Here is a 16,003-nt window from a genome sequence, read left to right as displayed (position 1 = left end):
GGCGGCCTCCCGTCGACCGGAGTGGGCGCGTCAGCGCTTGCGCCGGCCCATGCAGCGTTCGAACGGATGAGCCGGTCAGTTACAGCGTAGTTCGCATTGCGCGCGACGGCGAACGCCGGCGCTCACTCGGCGCGCGCGTCCCGGCGCAGCAACCCGCTGACCGCGTCGCGCGCGGCGACGCCGTCGAACAGCACGCCGCAGACCGCTTCGGTGATCGGCATTTCGATCGAATGCGCGCGCGCGATCGCCAGCACCGCCTGCGCGCAGCGCACGCCCTCGGCGACGTGGCCGAGCGCGCCGAGGATGTCGGCGAGCGAGCGGCCGGTCGCGAGCTGCAGGCCGACCGTGCGATTGCGCGACAGGTCGCCCGTCGCGGTCAGAATCAGATCGCCGACGCCGGTGAGGCCGGTGAAGGTTTCCGCGCGGCCGCCGAGCGCGACACCGAGCCGCGTCATTTCCGCGAGGCCGCGCGTGACGAGCGCCGCGCGCGCGTTGAGGCCGAGGCCGAGGCCATCGGCGATGCCGGTCGCGATCGCGAGCACGTTCTTCACCGCGCCGCCGACCTCGACGCCGACGACGTCGTCGCCGGTGTAGATCCGCATCGCGCCGTGATGGAACGCGGCGAGCGTGCGCTCGCGGCACGCGGCGGACGCGCTCGCGACGGTCAGCGCGACGGGCAGCCCCTGCCCGACCTCGCGCGCGAAGCTCGGCCCGGACAGCACGCCGTTGCTGTGCTGATCGGGCAGTTCGGCCGCGATCACCTGATGCGGCAGCAATTGCGTGTCGGCCTCGAAGCCCTTGCAGACCCAGACGACGTGCGCGGGCACGCAGCCCGCGTCGCGCATCGCGCCGCACAGCGCGCGCAGCCCGGCGACCGGCGCGGCGATCACGCAGAGCGCGTCGTCCGCGGCGCCGTGCGCGAGCGCCGCGGCGAGATCCGCGTCGTAGCGCAGCGCCACGGGCAGCGCGATGCCGCCCAGATAACGGGCGTTCTCATGCCGGGCGGCGAGCTCGGCGACGAGCGCCGCGTCACGCGCCCACAGCAGCGTGTCGTGCCGCGCGGCCAGATGGCCGGCGAGCGCAGTGCCCCAGGCGCCGGCGCCGAGGACGGCGACCTTCATGCCGGCACTCGCCGGGCCGCCCGCCCGCGACGAGGCGAGCGACGCATGCGTAGGGACGGTTTCATGTCGCACCGGCGAGCGCGTCGCGCTCAGTTCAGCGACGCGCCGTTCGGCACGGTCGAGCCCTGCTGCTGAATCTGCGAGAGACGCTGCTCGTAGAGCGCCTGGAAGTTGATCTCGGCGAGATGGATCGGCGGGAAGCCGGCGCGCGTGATCGCGTCGGCGATGTTCGAGCGCAGGTACGGGAACAGGATCGTCGGGCATGCGATGCCGACGAGCGGGTCGAGCTGCTCGGCCGGGATGTTGCGGATGTCGAAAATGCCGGCCTGCTTCGCTTCGATCAGGAACGCGACCTTGTCCTTGACTTTCGCGGTCACGGTGCCCGACACGACGACCTCGAATACGCTCTCCGCGAGACGCTCCGCCTTCACGTCGACCTCGACCTCGACCGACGGCATGTCCTGCTCGAGGAAGATCGCCGGCGAATTCGGCTGCTCGAGCGACATATCCTTCAGGTAGATGCGCTGAATGTTGAAGAACGGTTGATTTTCGACGTCGGACATGATGGCTCCAAAAATTATGTTCGCGCGCCGGCCGATGGCGGCCATGCACGCATGATGGGTTTCCGCGGGGATCGTGCTCGCCGGCCCGCGCGGCCGGCGGCCATTCTGCCCGAATCAGGCGGCTTGCAGAAGCGGCATGAGGCCGCCCTCGCGGTCGAGCTTCGACAGATCGTCGTAGCCGCCGACGTGCGTGTCGCCGATATAGATCTGCGGCACGGTGCGGCGGCCGGTGCGCGACATCATTTCCTCGCGGCGGCCCGGCTCCCGGTCGACCAGCACCTTCTCGACGTGCTCGACGCCGCGCAGCTTCAACAGACGCTCGGCCTGGACGCAATACGGGCACACCTGCGTGCTGTACATGAAGACCTTGTTCACTTCGCTGCTCCTTGTTTGACGACCGGCATCCCGGCCTGCTGCCAGGCGGCGACGCCGCCGTCGAGCACGTGCACTTCCGCGTAGCCGGCCGCCTGGACCTCGCGCGCCGCCTTCTGCGACTGCTGGCCGTTCTGGCAGACGAGCAGCACCGGCGTGCTCTTGTTCTTCGCGACCTGCGCGATCTTCGCGCCGATCTCGCCCGCGTCGACCTGGCGCGCCGACGGCAGATGGCCGGCCGCGAAGGCGGCCGCCGGCCGCACGTCGATCACGACCGCGTTGCGGCGATTGATGAGCTGCGTCGCCTCGGCCGCGGACAGTCCGCCGCGGCCGCGGCGCAGCACGGGCCACGCGAGCAGGCCGCCGGAAACGAGCAGGATCGCGATCAGGCCCAGGTTCGTGTAATCGGTAAAGAACTTCACGGAAATCCGCCGAAAAAAGAGAAATCGGAAAAGACAATCCCGGCATTATAAAATAACCGCCTTGCGCGAGGATGACGCCGCCCCGGACGCGGCGCCTTGCGCCCAGCTTCCTCACTACCGACCGCAAGCACATCCATGCACAAGCTCGTTCTCATCCGCCACGGCGAATCGACGTGGAACAAGGAAAACCGTTTCACCGGCTGGGTCGACGTCGACCTGACCGAACAGGGCGCCAACGAGGCCTACCAGGCCGGCGAACTGCTCAAGGAGGCCGGCTACACGTTCGACATCGCGTACACGTCGGTGCTCAAGCGCGCGATCCGCACGCTGTGGCACGTGCAGGACCGGATGGACCTGATGTATCTGCCCGTCGTCCACTCGTGGCGCCTGAACGAGCGCCACTACGGCGCGCTGTCGGGCCTGAACAAGGCGGAAACGGCCGCGAAATTCGGCGACGACCAGGTGCTGGTCTGGCGCCGCAGCTACGACACGCCGCCGCCGTCGCTCGAGCCGACCGACGCGCGCGCGCCGTACGGCGACCCGCGCTACGCGAAGGTGCCGCGCGAGCAGCTGCCGCTGACCGAATGCCTGAAGGATACCGTCGCGCGCGTGCTGCCGCTGTGGAACGAGTCGATCGCGCCCGCGATCAAGGGCGGCCGCAACGTGCTGATCGCCGCGCACGGCAACTCGATCCGCGCGCTGGTCAAGTATCTCGACGGCATCTCGGACGACGACATCGTCGGCCTGAACATCCCGAACGGCGTGCCGCTCGTCTATGAGCTCGACGAAAACCTGAAGCCGATCCGGAACTATTATCTCGGCGACCCGGAAGCGATCGCGAAGGCGCAGGCGGCCGTCGCGAAGCAAGGCAAGGCGGGCTGATCCCGCGCCGGGGCCAGGCCGGCCGGCCCGCCTGCCCGGTATGCCGGGCAGGTCGGCCCGCCCCGTCGCGAACCTCGGCGAGCCGACACTGTCGAACCGGTTTCGGCCCGTTCCCCTGACGAACGGGCCGACCGGTTATACTTGACTGCTACTTCCGCAAGAGCCACGCGCTTTCCGACCGCACCCGACTTTTCCTATGCGAATCAAACTGAAGAACATCGGCCTGATTGCCGCGGGCCTCGCCACGGGCGTGTTCGCCACGCTGCAGATTTCCGCGTCGGCCGAGCAGAGCGCCACGGCGCCGCTCCCCCTCGACCAGCTCCGCCTGTTCGCGGAAGTGTTCGGCCAGATCAAGCACGAGTACGTCGAGCCGGTCGACGACAAGAAGCTGCTGACCGCGGCGATCAAGGGCATGGTATCGAGCCTCGATCCGCACTCGTCGTTCCTCGACAAGACCGATTACCAGGAACTGCAGGAGCAGACGAAGGGCCGCTTCGCGGGCCTCGGTATCGAGATTTCGCAGGAAGACGGTCTCGTGAAGGTGATCTCGCCGATCGAGGACACCCCCGCGTTCCGCGCCGGAATCCGTCCGGGCGACCTGATCACGCGCATCAACGACAAGCCGGTGCGCGGCATGACGCTCGACAACGCCGTCAAGCAGATGCGCGGCGACCCCGGCACGAAGGTCACGCTGACGATCTACCGCAAGAGCGACGACCGCACGTTCCCGGTCACGGTCACGCGCGCGATCATCCGCGTGCAGAGCGTGAAGCTGAAGATGCTCGACCCGGGTTACGCGTACATCCGCATCACGAGCTTCCAGGAGCGCACGGTGCCCGATCTCGCCGCGAAGCTCGAGGACGTCGCGCGCCAGCAGCCGAACCCGAAGGGCCTGATCATCGATCTGCGCAACAACGGCGGCGGCCTGCTGCAGAGCGCGGTCGGCGTCGCGGGCGCGTTCCTGCCGCCGGATTCGGTCGTCGTGTCGACGAACGGCCAGATCCCGGATTCGAAGCAGGTCTATCGCGACACCTACGACAACTACCGCCTGCCGTCGTTCGACGGCGATCCGCTGAAGAACCTGTCGCCGGCCTTCAAGACCGTGCCGATGATCGTGCTGACGAACGCGTACTCGGCGTCCGCGTCGGAAATCGTCGCCGGCGCGCTGCAGGATTCGCATCGCGCGCTGATCATGGGCAAGACGACGTTCGGCAAGGGCTCGGTGCAGACGGTCCGCCCGATGACGGCCGACACCGCGCTGCGCCTGACGACCGCGTACTACTACACGCCGAGCGGCCGCTCGATCCAGAACAAGGGGATCACGCCCGACATTCCGGTCGACCAGTTCGCGGACGGCGATCCGGACGACGTGCTCGTCACGCGCGAGGTCGACTACACGAACCACCTCGCGAACACGCAGGATCCGAACGAGAAGAAGGAGCTCGAGCAGCGCGAGCAGCGCCGGATGCAGGAGCTCCAGAACCTCGAGGAGCAGAACGACAAGAAGACGCCCGAGCAGCGCCAGAAGGACCGCGACCGCAAGCCGGTCGAGTTCGGCACGCCGGACGACTTCATGATGCAGCAGGCGCTCAACAAGCTCGAAGGCAAGCCGGTGCAGGAGTCGAAGTCGCTGCTCGCCGAGAGCACGTCGAAGAACGCCCCGGCCAAGCCGGCCGCGGCATCGAAGGCGGCGGCGGCGCCGGCATCCGCGTCTGCGCCAGCCGCGCCGAAACCGGCTGCGCCTACGCCGGCAGCACCGAAGCCGGCGTCGGCCACGCAGTAAGCGTCAGCCCCGTCCGACAGGCCATCGCGGCAAACCCGCGATGGCCTGTTTCTTTTGCGCGCCTAGAATACGGGCATCCGCGTCACGCATCGCCCGCCGCCTGCCTCCGCTCATGAACGACGATCAACTCCTCCGCTACTCCCGCCATATCCTCGTCGACGAGATCGGCATCGAAGCGCAGCAGCGCTTTCTCGACGCGCATGCGATCGTCGTCGGCGCGGGCGGCCTCGGCTCGCCGGCGGCGATGTATCTCGCCGCATCCGGCGTCGGCACGATCACGCTCGTCGACGCGGACACCGTCGATCTGACGAACCTGCAGCGGCAGATCCTGCACGCGACCGCGTCGGTCGGACACCGGAAGGTCGAATCGGGGCGCGACGCGCTCGCGCGGCTCAATCCGGAAGTGACCGTGCACGCGGTCGCCGAGCGCGTGGACGACGCGTGGCTCGACGCGCACGTGCCGCAAGCGAGCGTCGTGCTCGACTGCACCGACAACTTCGCGACGCGCCATGCGATCAACCGCGCGTGCGTCGCGCATCGCGTGCCGCTCGTGTCGGGCGCGGCGCTGCGCTTCGACGGGCAGATCAGCACGTTCGACTTCCGCGATCCGGCATCGCCGTGTTACGCGTGCGTGTTCCCGGAGGATCAGCCGTTCGAGGAGGTCGCGTGCGCGACGATGGGCGTGTTCGCGCCGACGGTCGGCATCATCGGCTCGATGCAGGCGGCCGAAGCGCTGCGCGTGATCGGCGGCATCGGCGCGACGCTCACCGGCCGGCTGATGATGCTCGATTCGCTACGGATGGAATGGACGACGATGAAGATCGCGCGTCAGGCGGATTGTCCGGTGTGCGGCGACGCGCATTGACGACGCGCGGCGCTCATGACGCGTCGCTCACGCCGTCGCGTCCGCGCGCGGCTCGGCGACCGCGAGCCGCTTCAGCGCCGACTGCACCTCTTCGGGCTCGAACGCCGCGAGCACGTCCGCGGTCGGCTTCTCGAGCGCCTTCAGGTGCGCGCGCAGAATCTCCTGCTTGACGACGAGCAACTGGCTCGGATGCATCGAGAATTCGGTGAGCCCCATCCCGAGCAGCAGGCGCGTGAGCGTCGGGTCGCCCGCCATCTCGCCGCATACCGACACCGGCACGCCCGCGCGCTTCGCCTCGCGCAGCGTAAACGAGATCAGGTGCAGCACCGCCGGATGCAGCGGATCGTACAGATGCGCGACCGCGTTGTCCGCGCGATCGATCGCGAGCGTGTACTGGATCAGGTCGTTCGTGCCGATCGACAGGAAATCGAAGCGTTTCAGGAACAGCGGCAGCGCGATCGCGGCGGCCGGAATCTCGATCATCGCGCCGACGCGCACGTTCGGATCGTAGAGCAGCCCCGCGTCGTCGAGCTGGCGCTTCGCCTCGCGGATCAGGTCGAGCGTCTGGTCGATTTCCTGCGCGTGCGCGAGCATCGGAATCAGGATCTTCACCTGCCCGAATGCGGACGCGCGCAGGATCGCGCGCAACTGCGTGAGGAACATCTGCGGCTCGGACAGGCTCCAGCGGATCGCGCGCAGGCCGAGCGCCGGGTTCGGCGCGGTTTCGTAGCCTTCGTCGCGCGCGTCGAGCGGCTTGTCCGCGCCGACGTCGATCGTGCGGATCGTGACCGGCATCCCCTTCATCCACTCGACCGCCCGCTTGTACGCGGCGAACTGCTCCTCCTCCTCCGGCATCTCGTTCTCGTGATTCATGAACAGGAATTCGGAGCGGAACAGCCCGACGCCGACCGCGCCCGCCTCGACGGCCGCCTTCGCGTCGTCGGGCAGCTCGATGTTCGCGTAGAGCGCGATCTGCGTGCCGCACAGCGTCTGCGTCGGCGAGAACTTCAGCCGCTGCAGCTTGCGCTGCTCGAGCGCCTTCTCGGACTGGCGGTACGAATACTCCTCGAGGACGATCGGCGCCGGATCGACGATCACGATCCCCTGGTCGCCGTCGACGATGATCAGGTCGTCCTGCCGGATCAGCTGGCTCGCGTGCTGCACGCCGACCGCGGCCGGAATGCCGAGGCTGCGCGCGACGATCGCCGTATGCGACGTGCGCCCGCCGAGATCGGTGACGAACGCCTGGAACGACTGCGTCTTGAACTGCATCATGTCGGCCGGCGCGATGTCGTGCGCGACGACGATCATCTCGTCGCTGCCCTTCTTCGCGCCGCCGAGCTGCTGCGACGGCGACGGCGCGCCCGCGAGCGCCTTCAGCACGCGCTCGACGACCTGCTCGATGTCCGCCTTGCGCTCGCGCAGGTATTCGTCCTCGATGTCGTCGAAATGGCGCGTGAGCAGGTCGAGCTGCTCGGTCAGCGCCCACTCGACGTTGTAGCGGCGCGTGCGGATCAGGTCGATCGTTTCCTGCACGAGCATCGCGTCGTTCAGGATCATCGCGTGCACGTCGATGAACGCGCCGACTTCGCTCGGGGTGTCGTCGGTCAGGTCGGCACGCAGCACGTCGAGCTCGCGGTGCACCCGGTCGAGCGCCGCGCGAAAGCGCGCGACTTCGGCATCGATCTGATGCGTGTCGATCAGATAATGGGCGACGTCGAGCGCCATCGGCGCGATCAGATACGCGCGTCCGATCGCGATGCCTCGAGAGACGGGAATGCCATGCAGCGTGAAGGACACGCGCACCTCCTGATATGTGAACCGCGGCACGCTGCTGCGGTGCGCTTATGACCCTGGAATGTGATTATAAATTCCGTGACTGTCACATGACTGCATGCGGCGCAGCATTACGTACAATGAATCAATGATCGCGCGGCAAAAAAAATGCCGCGTGACGACGCGGCATTTTCTCCGGAAGGGGCGGCTCGCGCGTCACTGGCCTTCGCCGAACTTGTCGGCGATCAGCCTCAGCAGCGCATCCATCGCCTGCTCTTCATCCGGCCCTTCGGTCTCGATCGTGACCGAGCTGCCGATGCCGGCCGCGAGCATCATCACGCCCATGATGCTCTTCGCGTTGATTTTCCGGCCGTTGCGCGACATCCAGACCTCGGCCTGAAAGCTGCCCGCGAGCTGCGTGAGCTTGGCCGATGCGCGCGCATGCAGCCCCAATTTATTGACGATGGTGGTTTCTTGTTGAAGCATGGTCTTCGTTCGATCGAGGCTGCCGGCGGCGTTTCGTCGGCGGAATGAGGAAACGGGCGAAAAAGGGTGCCGCGGGCGAGATATTACAGCGGCTGCGCGTTACAGTGCGCTACGCGGGCACGGCTCGGGCGGAATCGGTGCGCATTCGCCACAGCCGACGTCGCTCGGCGGCGGCGGCGAACCCGCCGCGACCTCGTGAACGCCCTTCGCGCCACCGGATAGCGCCTTGTCGACGAGCGTGTCGAGCGGCACCGTGCGGTAGCAGACCGCGCGCACGAGCATCGGCAGATTCACGCCGGCGAGCACGCGCACGCCGTCGAGCTTCGCGAGCTGGCCCGCGATGTTCGCGGGCGTCGCGCCGTACATGTCGGTCAGCACGAGCGCGCCGTTCTCTTCCTTCAGGCGCGCGATCTCGGCGTACGCGAACGCCATTACCTGCGCGGGATCGTTGTCCGCCAGTACGTCGATCACGCCGATGCGCGCGGGCACGCCGCCGTAGATGTGCGAAATGCAGTCCCGCAGCGCGGTCGCGAGCGGGGCATGCGCGATGATCAGAATGCCTGCCATGTCATAAAAAACGCCGAAACGCCGTTCAAGCGGCCATTGTAGCAGGCCGTTTCAGTCGAGCCGGTGCGCTTATCCCGCCGCGCGCTCCAGCGCGTCGACGAACATCGCGGCGACGTCGAAGCCCGTCTGCTCCATGATCTCGCGGAAGCACGTCGGGCTCGTGACGTTCACTTCGGTCAGCCAGTCGCCGATCGCGTCGAGGCCGACGAGCAACAGGCCGCGCGCGGCGAGCACCGGCGCGAGCGTCTCGGCGATCTCGCGATCGCGCGCGGTCAGCGGCTGCGCGACGCCCACGCCGCCCGCCGCGAGATTGCCGCGCACCTCGTTGCCCTGCGGAATCCGCGCAAGCGAATACGGCACCGGCTCGCCGCCGATCAGCAGGATCCGCTTGTCGCCGGCCTTGATCTCCGGGATGAACTTCTGCGCCATCACCGAGCGCGCGCCGTCGTGGCTCAGCAGCTCGACGATCGAGCCGAGGTTCATGCCGTCGGGCTTCACGCGGAACACGCCCATCCCGCCCATTCCGTCGAGCGGCTTCAGGATCACGTCGCCGTGCTCCGCGTGGAACGCGCGCAGCCGCTTCGCGTCGCGCGTGACGAGCGTCGGCGCGACGAACTGCGGGAATTCGCCGATCGCGAGCTTCTCCGAATGGTCGCGGATCGACTGCGCACGGTTGAACACGCGCGCGCCGGCGCGCTCCGCGAGCTCGAGTAGCCACGTCGACGTCACGTACTCCATGTCGAACGGTGGATCCTTGCGCATCAGCACCGCGCCGAACGATGCGAGCTTGCGCGCGTCGACCGCGCCCGCCTCGTGCCACGGCGCGCGGTGCAGGTCGGCCGGATCGCCGACGAGCGTCACGCGCCGCACGTCGGCCTCGACGCTCGTGCCCGTCCACGCGAGATGATGCGGCTCGCACGCATAGACCGCGTGCCCGCGGCGCGCGGCCTCGGCCATCATCGCGTAGGTCGAGTCCTTGTAGATCTTGAAGCGTTCGAGCGGGTCGGCGATGAAGAGAATGTCCATGCGGGTCCTGATACCTGAAAGTCGAAACCGGCGCCTCGTGCGCCGGTTTGTCGTCTATTTATACCTGAATCGCTTCCGGATCGGTTTTCTCGAGCTCGATCGACGACGCGATCAGCGACAGCCGCGCGACGACGCCGTACATGTAGAAGCGGTTCGGCGGCGCCGCACCGGGCTTCGCGCCGGCGTCGGGCAGCGCGGTGTGCTCGAAGCCGAGCGGCACGTAGTGCATGCCGGGCGCGTTCAGGTTCTGGTCGCGCTGGCGGCCGCCGTGCGTGCGGTAGAAGCCGCCGACCACGTAGCGGTCGATCATGTAGACGACCGGCTCCGCGACCTCGTCGCCGACGCGCTCGAACGTATATACGCCTTCCTGCACGATCACGTCGTGCACCGCGAGGCCGGCCTTCGACTCGGCCATCTGCGCGCGCTCGGCCTTCGACATCCGGCCGATCTCGGCCGCGTCGTGCACGGTCATCACGCCGCGCCCGGCGGTGCCGGCGTCGGCCTTCACGACGACGAACGGCTTCTCGCCGATCCCGTATTCGCGATACTTGCGCGCGATCTTCTTCAGCACCGCGTCGATCGCGGCGGCGAGCGCGTCGTCGCCCTCGTGCGCCTGCCAGTCGACACCCTCGACGTGCGCGAAGTACGGATTCACCATCCACGGATCGACGCCGATCAGCTTCGCGAACTTCTTCGCGACGTCGTCGTAGCACGAGAAATGCGTCGACTTGCGGCGCACCGCCCAGCCCGCGTGCAGCGGCGGCAGCAGATACTGCTCGTGCAGGTTCTCGAGCACGTGCGGAATGCCGGCCGACAGGTCGTTGTTCAGCAGGATCGAACAGGGATCGAAATTCTTCAGGCCGAGCCGGCGCGGCGTGCGCTCGAGCGGCTCGAGCACGATCTTCTGGCCGTCGGCGAGCGTGATCGGCGTGACGTCGACGACGCTCGGATCGAGCGAGCCGAAGCGCACGTTGAGACCGGCCTGACGCATGATCGTCGCGAGCCGCGCGACGTTCTCGAGATAGAACGCGTTGCGGGTCGGCAGCTCGGGGATCACGAGCAGATTCTTCGCATCGGGGCAGATCTTCTCGATCGCGGCCATCCCGGCCTGCACCGCGAGCGGCAGCACTTCGGCCGGCAGATTGTTGAACGCGCCCGGGAACAGGTTCGCGTCGACGGGCGCGAGCTTGAAGCCCGCGTTACGCAGGTCGACCGAACAGTAGAACGGCGGCGTGTGTTCCTGCCATTCGAGCCTGAACCAGCGTTCGATCGCAGGCGTGGCGTCGAGGATCTTCTGCTCCAGTTCGAGCAGCGGACCGTTTAACGCCGTAACGAGATGCGGAACCATGAATCACTCGCGAACGGGAGAAAGAAGATTGTAGGGCAATTGCCCAACGCATTTGGGGATTGTTCCCGGATTCGCAAGGATTTAGAGGATGTTTTTAACTATAGACCCGATAGGCACAAGGGTTAAGCCTGCGCCGCCTCGCGTCCGGAGAAAAAAAACCCGCCGGGAAGGCGGGTCGAAGTCGCTGCGCTCATTCGGTTTTCGCGGGGCGGCCATCCGCAGGGCGGCCATTCATCGAGCCGCTCCGCGCGGGTCGTTTCGCTTATTCGACGTGCTCGCCATGCAGCACCACGTCGAGGCCTTCGCGCTCTTCCTCTTCGGCGACGCGCAGGCCCATCACCATGTCGATCCCCTTCAGCAGGATGAAGCTGACCACGCCGCTGTAGACCAGCGTGATCGCGACGCCCTTCGCCTGCAGCAGCAGGCTGCCGTCGGCGCCGCCGATGTCCTTCACCGCGAACACACCGGTCAGCAGCGCGCCAAGAATCCCGCCGACGCCGTGCACGCCGAACGCGTCGAGCGAATCGTCGTAGCCGAACTTGTGCTTGAGCCAGGTCGCCGACCAGAAGCAGACGACGCCCGCCGCGATGCCGATCACGAGCGCGCCGCCGACGCCGACGAAGCCCGAGGCCGGCGTGATCGCGACGAGGCCCGCGACCGCGCCCGACACGATGCCGAGCACCGACGGCTTACCCTTCGCGATCCATTCGGCGAACATCCAGCCGAGCGCCGCGCACGCGGTCGCCACTTGCGTCGTCAGCATCGCGAAACCGGCACGGCCGTCGGCCGCGACCGCCGAGCCGGCGTTGAAGCCGAACCAGCCGACCCACAGCATCGAGCCGCCGATCATCGTCAGCACGAGGTTGTGCGGCGCCATCGCTTCGCGGCCGTAGCCGACGCGCTTGCCGAGCACGAGGCACGACATCAGGCCCGCGATACCCGCGTTGATGTGAACGACCGTGCCGCCCGCGAAGTCGAGCACGCCGTCGGCCGACAGCCAGCCGCTCGGCTCCCAGACCATGTGCGCGATCGGCACATAGACGACCAGCGACCAGAGCCCCATGAACACGAGCATCGCCGAGAACTTCATCCGGTCCGCGAACGCGCCGCAGATCAGCGCGGGCGTGATGATCGCGAACGTCATCTGATAGACGAAGTAGACGGTTTCCGGAATCGTCGGCGCGAGGTGGCTGACGGTCAGCGTCGTCGCCTTGTCGCCGTGGATGTAGTTCATCCCGGACAGGAACACGCGCGAGAAGCCGCCGATGAAGCCGTTGCCCGGCGTGAACGCGAGGCTGTAGCCGACGACCGTCCAGAGCACCGTGACCAGCGCGGTGATCGCGAAGCTCTGCATCACCGTCGCGAGCACGTTCTTCTTGCGGACCATGCCCGCATAGAACAGCGCGAGGCCCGGCACCGTCATGAACAGCACGAGCGCGGTCGACGTCAGCATCCAGGCGGTGTCGCCGGAGTTGATCTTCGACGAATCGACCGAGAACGGCGCGGTCGGCGCGGCCGGTGCGGCAGCGGCCGACGCGGGTGCGGCGGCGGATGCGGCGGTGGCGCCGGACGCGGCGGCAGCACCGGACGCGGCCGCTTCCGACGCGTCGGAAGCGGCGGCGGAAGCGGCGCCGGACGCGGCAGCCGGTGCGGCGGCAGCGGCCGACGCGTCGGTTGCCGAAGCGGCGGGAGCGGAAGTGGCCGCGGGCGCGGAGGCAGCCGCGGCGGAGCTTGCGTCGTCCGCGAGCGCGGTGCCGACACCGCCCGCGAGCAGCGAGCCGGCCATCAGCAGGGACATCATCAGTTTTCGCATCGTCGTTTTCCTCTTGTCGCTCGTGTGTCGTGTCAGAGGGCGTCGGCGCCCGTTTCCCCGGTGCGGATCCGGATCACCTGCTCGATCGGCGTGACGAAGATCTTCCCGTCGCCGATCTTGCCGGTGCGTGCCGCGCGCTCGATCGCCTCGACCGCCTGCTCGACGAGATCGTCGGACACCGCCGCCTCGATCTTCATCTTCGGCAGGAAATCGACCACGTACTCGGCGCCCCGATACAGTTCGGTGTGGCCTTTCTGGCGCCCGAACCCTTTCACCTCCGTCACCGTGATGCCGGAGACGCCAAGCGCAGAAAGCGCTTCACGCGTTTCGTCCAGCTTGAACGGCTTGATGATTGCAGTAATGAGTTTCATGAAATCCTCTCGCTGGGTATCCCGTCGAACTGGTTGGATGTTGTGTCGCTGACTCTGCTGAGCAACTCGCATGCCAGGTCGATTCGACAGAGGCGTCGAAACGGGCGGCCCGCGCCGCGCGGGCCCGGCCGGACGGCCAACGCGGGCGGCGGTCGCTGGCGCCGCGCGGCGATCGTTGCTAGAGTGCTCGCACGTCCCGCGCATCGGGGCAATCACCGATGCGCTCGCCATGCCCGGAAATCGCGCGCCGCGCGCACCATTTCCGCCCATGCGTGCATCAAGGGCGCGAACGCAACGGAACATGCACATTTTTTGTGCAACGAAGGGGAATACCATGAAGCAACCCAGCGACGTTTTCAACGACCTGCAGGCGCGTATCGGCGACCTGCTGAAAAACTCGCCGGCCAAGGACGTCGAAAAGAACGTGAAGGCGATGCTGTCGCAAGGCTTCACGAAGCTCGATCTCGTCACCCGCGAGGAATTCGACACCCAGGCGCAGGTGCTCGCGCGCACCCGTGTACGGCTCGAGGAGCTCGAAAAGCGCGTCGCGGAGCTCGAGCAGAAGCTCGCCGCACCGCAGACGTGAGTCGCCGTTCGTTAGAATTTCATTCGAATCCGGCCCGCGTTTCGGCCAACCGTACCGCTTGATCATCTAGTCACCCAGTCCGCGCCACGCCGGCAAGCGCGCACCGACCTCTCCGTCACTCGCGGCGGACGGCCCTGGCCGTTCGCCTGTCCCGAGCTTTGCATCAGGAGTCTCGCCATGTCGCTTGCCGTGGTGCGCAGCCGCGCACCGGCGGCCGGCCGCGCGCCGGAAGTCACCGCCGAAGTCCATCTCGCGAACGGGTTGCCGTCGTTCTCCATCGTCGGCCTGCCTGATCTCGAAGTCCGCGAAAGCCGCGAACGCGTGCGCGCCGCGCTGCAGAACTGCGGCTTCGAATTCCCGGTCCGCAGGATCACCGTCAATCTCGCGCCCGCCGATCTGCCGAAGGCATCCGGTCGCTTCGACCTGCCGATCGCGCTCGGCATCCTCGCCGCGAGCGGGCAGATTCCGGCCGACGCGCTGGAGCGGCGCGAGTTCGCGGGCGAGCTGTCGCTGTCCGGCGCGCTGCGGCCGATGCGCGGCGCGTTCGCGATGGCGTGCGGCACGGCGCGGGACTGGCGGGCTGGTGGAACGGACTCGGGCTCGGATCCCGGATCCGGCTGGGGTTCAGGCACGGTTGATGGCTCCGGTACGGCATCGCACCCACCCGAGCTGTATCTGCCGATCGACAGCGCCGCCGAGGCCGCGCTCGTGCCGGGCGTCACCGTATTCGGCGCGCCCGACCTGCCCGCGCTGTGCGCGCACCTCGCCGGCGCGCCGGACGCGCGGCTCACGCCGGTCGCACCGCTTACTTCTCCCGGTTTCGACGGCGCGCCGTCGTCAAGCGTGCCCGATCTCGCCGACGTGATCGGCCAGCGCACCGCGCGGCGCGCGCTCGAAGTCGCCGCCGCGGGCGGACATCACATGTTGATGGTCGGGCCGCCCGGCGCGGGCAAGTCGATGCTCGCCGCGCGGCTGCCGGGCCTGCTGCCGCCGATGACCGACGACGAGGCGCTGACGTCGGCCGCGCTGCTGTCGGCGAGTCGCGCCGGCTTCTCGCCCGCGCAGTGGCGGCAGCGCCCGTTTCGCGCGCCGCATCACTCGTCGAGCGCCGCGGCGCTGGTCGGCGGCCGCAATCCGCCGCAGCCGGGCGAGATCACGCTCGCTCACCTGGGAGTGCTGTTCCTCGACGAGCTGCCCGAATTCGATCGCCACGTGCTCGAAACGCTGCGCGAGCCGCTGGAAGCCGGCCGCATCACGATCTCGCGCGTCGCGCTGCAGGCGGACTTCCCGGCCGCGTGCCAGCTCATCGCGGCGATGAACCCGTGCCCGTGCGGCTGGCTCGGCGATCCGTCGGGCCGCTGCCGCTGCACGCCCAACGTCGCCGCGCGCTATCTGCGCAAGCTGTCCGGGCCGATGCTCGACCGCATCGACATCCAGATCGCGCTACCGGCGCTGACGCCCGCGGAACTCGCGGCACGCGCAAACTCGCCGGGCGAGGCGAGCGCCGCGGTCGCCGAGCGCGTCGCGCGCGCCCGCGCGCGGCAGCTCGACCGGCAGGGCAAGACGAACCACATGCTGACCGGCCGCGAGACCGACGCACTGTGCCGGCCGACCGACGACGGCGAGCGCCTGCTGCGCGAAGCCGGCGAGCGGTTCGGCTGGTCCGCGCGCGCGTATTTCCGCGTGCTGAAGGTCGCGCGCACGATCGCCGATCTGGCCGGCGACCCTTGGCCGGACGCCGCGCAGATCGCCGAAGCGATCCGCTACCGGCGCGCGCTCGCGCCTCTCTGAGCACTCGAGCTGCGTGTCAAGACTTGACTTATGCACAATTCCACGCATCCGCTCGCATCGGGCGATTCGGCACGCATCACTTGAAGCGAATTTCGCATGCCTTTGATTCAATTCATTTTTTCGCCCTGTCGAGATTGCGGGCAATCTAACTGAAAGGCCGCCGGGCATGGCTCGGCGGGGTATTCCCAGTACTTTTCAACAAAGTTATCCACATTCTCTGTGGATAGCGGA

Annotated in this window: 15 protein-coding genes and 2 pseudogenes; 6 read left to right on the top strand and 11 right to left on the bottom strand. The window is 67.8% G+C overall.

What is annotated here, in order from left to right:
* Positions 1-122: 122 nt before the first annotated feature.
* The 4 genes from HZI36_RS03090 to HZI36_RS03075 form a co-directional block, all read right to left on the bottom strand.
* Entirely contained in the window at positions 123-1,121 is a 999-nt protein-coding gene (locus HZI36_RS03090) for an NAD(P)H-dependent glycerol-3-phosphate dehydrogenase (RefSeq protein ID WP_179401166.1), read from the bottom strand.
* 89 nt (positions 1,122-1,210) lie between these two features.
* Complete coding sequence (gene secB, locus HZI36_RS03085; RefSeq protein WP_179401165.1) at positions 1,211-1,684, bottom strand: protein-export chaperone SecB; 474 nt, start codon at positions 1,682-1,684, stop codon at positions 1,211-1,213.
* A 114-nt stretch (positions 1,685-1,798) separates the two neighbouring features.
* Positions 1,799-2,059 carry a glutaredoxin 3 gene (grxC, locus tag HZI36_RS03080; protein ID WP_179401164.1) on the bottom strand — a complete coding sequence of 87 codons (261 nt, stop codon included), beginning with the start codon at positions 2,057-2,059 and terminating at the stop codon, positions 1,799-1,801.
* Entirely contained in the window at positions 2,056-2,478 is a 423-nt protein-coding gene (locus tag HZI36_RS03075; protein WP_179401163.1) for a rhodanese-like domain-containing protein, read from the bottom strand. The genes grxC and HZI36_RS03075 overlap by 4 nt, the downstream gene beginning before the upstream one ends.
* A 135-nt stretch (positions 2,479-2,613) precedes the next feature.
* On the opposite strand from HZI36_RS03075, the gene gpmA reads away from it, so the two are divergent.
* The 3 genes from gpmA to HZI36_RS03060 all read left to right on the top strand — a co-directional run bounded on the left by gpmA (position 2,614) and on the right by HZI36_RS03060 (position 6,008).
* Positions 2,614-3,360 (top strand): 2,3-diphosphoglycerate-dependent phosphoglycerate mutase, encoded by a 747-nt coding sequence (gpmA, locus tag HZI36_RS03070; RefSeq protein WP_179401162.1) that lies wholly within the window; start codon positions 2,614-2,616, stop codon positions 3,358-3,360.
* A gap of 196 nt (positions 3,361-3,556) precedes the next feature.
* Positions 3,557-5,143, top strand: a complete 1,587-nt coding sequence (locus HZI36_RS03065) for a S41 family peptidase (protein ID WP_179401161.1) — start codon at positions 3,557-3,559, stop codon at positions 5,141-5,143.
* A 112-nt stretch (positions 5,144-5,255) separates the two neighbouring features.
* Positions 5,256-6,008 (top strand): HesA/MoeB/ThiF family protein, encoded by a 753-nt coding sequence (locus HZI36_RS03060; protein WP_179401160.1) that lies wholly within the window; start codon positions 5,256-5,258, stop codon positions 6,006-6,008.
* Between the two features lie 27 nt (positions 6,009-6,035).
* On the opposite strand, the gene ptsP is transcribed toward HZI36_RS03060, so the two are convergent.
* From ptsP to HZI36_RS03025, 7 genes are all read right to left on the bottom strand, one after another.
* Complete coding sequence (gene ptsP / locus HZI36_RS03055; protein WP_179401159.1) at positions 6,036-7,808, bottom strand: phosphoenolpyruvate--protein phosphotransferase; 1,773 nt, start codon at positions 7,806-7,808, stop codon at positions 6,036-6,038.
* 192 nt (positions 7,809-8,000) lie between these two features.
* Positions 8,001-8,270 (bottom strand): HPr family phosphocarrier protein, encoded by a 270-nt coding sequence (locus HZI36_RS03050; protein WP_179401158.1) that lies wholly within the window; start codon positions 8,268-8,270, stop codon positions 8,001-8,003.
* 99 nt (positions 8,271-8,369) lie between these two features.
* Positions 8,370-8,837, bottom strand: a complete 468-nt coding sequence (locus HZI36_RS03045; protein ID WP_179401157.1) for a PTS sugar transporter subunit IIA — start codon at positions 8,835-8,837, stop codon at positions 8,370-8,372.
* A gap of 69 nt (positions 8,838-8,906) precedes the next feature.
* Entirely contained in the window at positions 8,907-9,863 is a 957-nt protein-coding gene (gene gshB / locus HZI36_RS03040; protein ID WP_179401156.1) for a glutathione synthase, read from the bottom strand.
* A gap of 58 nt (positions 9,864-9,921) precedes the next feature.
* A complete protein-coding gene (gene gshA, locus HZI36_RS03035) occupies positions 9,922-11,211 on the bottom strand; it encodes a glutamate--cysteine ligase (protein ID WP_179401155.1) in 1,290 nt (429 codons plus the stop codon).
* Between the two features lie 262 nt (positions 11,212-11,473).
* Positions 11,474-13,024, bottom strand: a complete 1,551-nt coding sequence (locus HZI36_RS03030) for an ammonium transporter (RefSeq protein WP_179401154.1) — start codon at positions 13,022-13,024, stop codon at positions 11,474-11,476.
* A 32-nt stretch (positions 13,025-13,056) separates the two neighbouring features.
* Positions 13,057-13,395: a P-II family nitrogen regulator gene (locus tag HZI36_RS03025; protein ID WP_179401289.1), complete on the bottom strand. Its 339-nt coding sequence runs from the start codon at positions 13,393-13,395 to the stop codon at positions 13,057-13,059.
* Positions 13,396-13,729: 334 nt separating this feature from the next.
* Here HZI36_RS03025 and HZI36_RS03020 point away from each other — a divergent pair, with 334 nt between their 5' ends.
* The 3 genes and pseudogenes from HZI36_RS03020 to HZI36_RS03015 form a co-directional block, all read left to right on the top strand.
* On the top strand, positions 13,730-13,981 hold the full coding sequence (locus HZI36_RS03020; RefSeq protein ID WP_179401153.1) for an accessory factor UbiK family protein: 252 nt from the start codon (positions 13,730-13,732) through the stop codon (positions 13,979-13,981).
* Positions 13,982-14,158: 177 nt separating this feature from the next.
* Positions 14,159-14,558: pseudogene (locus HZI36_RS27465) on the top strand (magnesium chelatase domain-containing protein); the annotation flags it as partial.
* Positions 14,559-14,638: 80 nt separating this feature from the next.
* A pseudogene (locus HZI36_RS03015) lies at positions 14,639-15,772 on the top strand (YifB family Mg chelatase-like AAA ATPase); the annotation flags it as partial.
* Positions 15,773-16,003: the final 231 nt, after the last annotated feature.

Origin of the sequence: Burkholderia guangdongensis, from assembly GCF_013403875.1 — a bacterium.
GTDB classification, from domain to species: domain Bacteria; phylum Pseudomonadota; class Gammaproteobacteria; order Burkholderiales; family Burkholderiaceae; genus Burkholderia; species Burkholderia guangdongensis.
Note: the sequence above shows the minus strand (reverse complement) of the source record. Positions and strands in the feature narration are given on the sequence as shown.

Excerpts from the sequence above, each read along its gene's own strand:
- HZI36_RS03090 (WP_179401166.1), bottom strand. The coding sequence starts at position 1,121 with ATGAAGGTCGCCGTCCTCGGCGCCGGCGCCTGGGGCACTGCGCTCGCC.
- gshB (WP_179401156.1), bottom strand. The coding sequence starts at position 9,863 with ATGGACATTCTCTTCATCGCCGACCCGCTCGAACGCTTCAAGATCTAC.
- HZI36_RS03050 (WP_179401158.1), bottom strand. The coding sequence starts at position 8,270 with ATGCTTCAACAAGAAACCACCATCGTCAATAAATTGGGGCTGCATGCG.
- HZI36_RS03065 (WP_179401161.1), top strand. The coding sequence starts at position 3,557 with ATGCGAATCAAACTGAAGAACATCGGCCTGATTGCCGCGGGCCTCGCC.
- HZI36_RS03060 (WP_179401160.1), top strand. The coding sequence starts at position 5,256 with ATGAACGACGATCAACTCCTCCGCTACTCCCGCCATATCCTCGTCGAC.
- HZI36_RS03020 (WP_179401153.1), top strand. The coding sequence starts at position 13,730 with ATGAAGCAACCCAGCGACGTTTTCAACGACCTGCAGGCGCGTATCGGC.
- secB (WP_179401165.1), bottom strand. The coding sequence starts at position 1,684 with ATGTCCGACGTCGAAAATCAACCGTTCTTCAACATTCAGCGCATCTAC.
- HZI36_RS03030 (WP_179401154.1), bottom strand. The coding sequence starts at position 13,024 with ATGCGAAAACTGATGATGTCCCTGCTGATGGCCGGCTCGCTGCTCGCG.
- HZI36_RS03025 (WP_179401289.1), bottom strand. The coding sequence starts at position 13,395 with ATGAAACTCATTACTGCAATCATCAAGCCGTTCAAGCTGGACGAAACG.
- gshA (WP_179401155.1), bottom strand. The coding sequence starts at position 11,211 with ATGGTTCCGCATCTCGTTACGGCGTTAAACGGTCCGCTGCTCGAACTG.
- gpmA (WP_179401162.1), top strand. The coding sequence starts at position 2,614 with ATGCACAAGCTCGTTCTCATCCGCCACGGCGAATCGACGTGGAACAAG.
- HZI36_RS03045 (WP_179401157.1), bottom strand. The coding sequence starts at position 8,837 with ATGGCAGGCATTCTGATCATCGCGCATGCCCCGCTCGCGACCGCGCTG.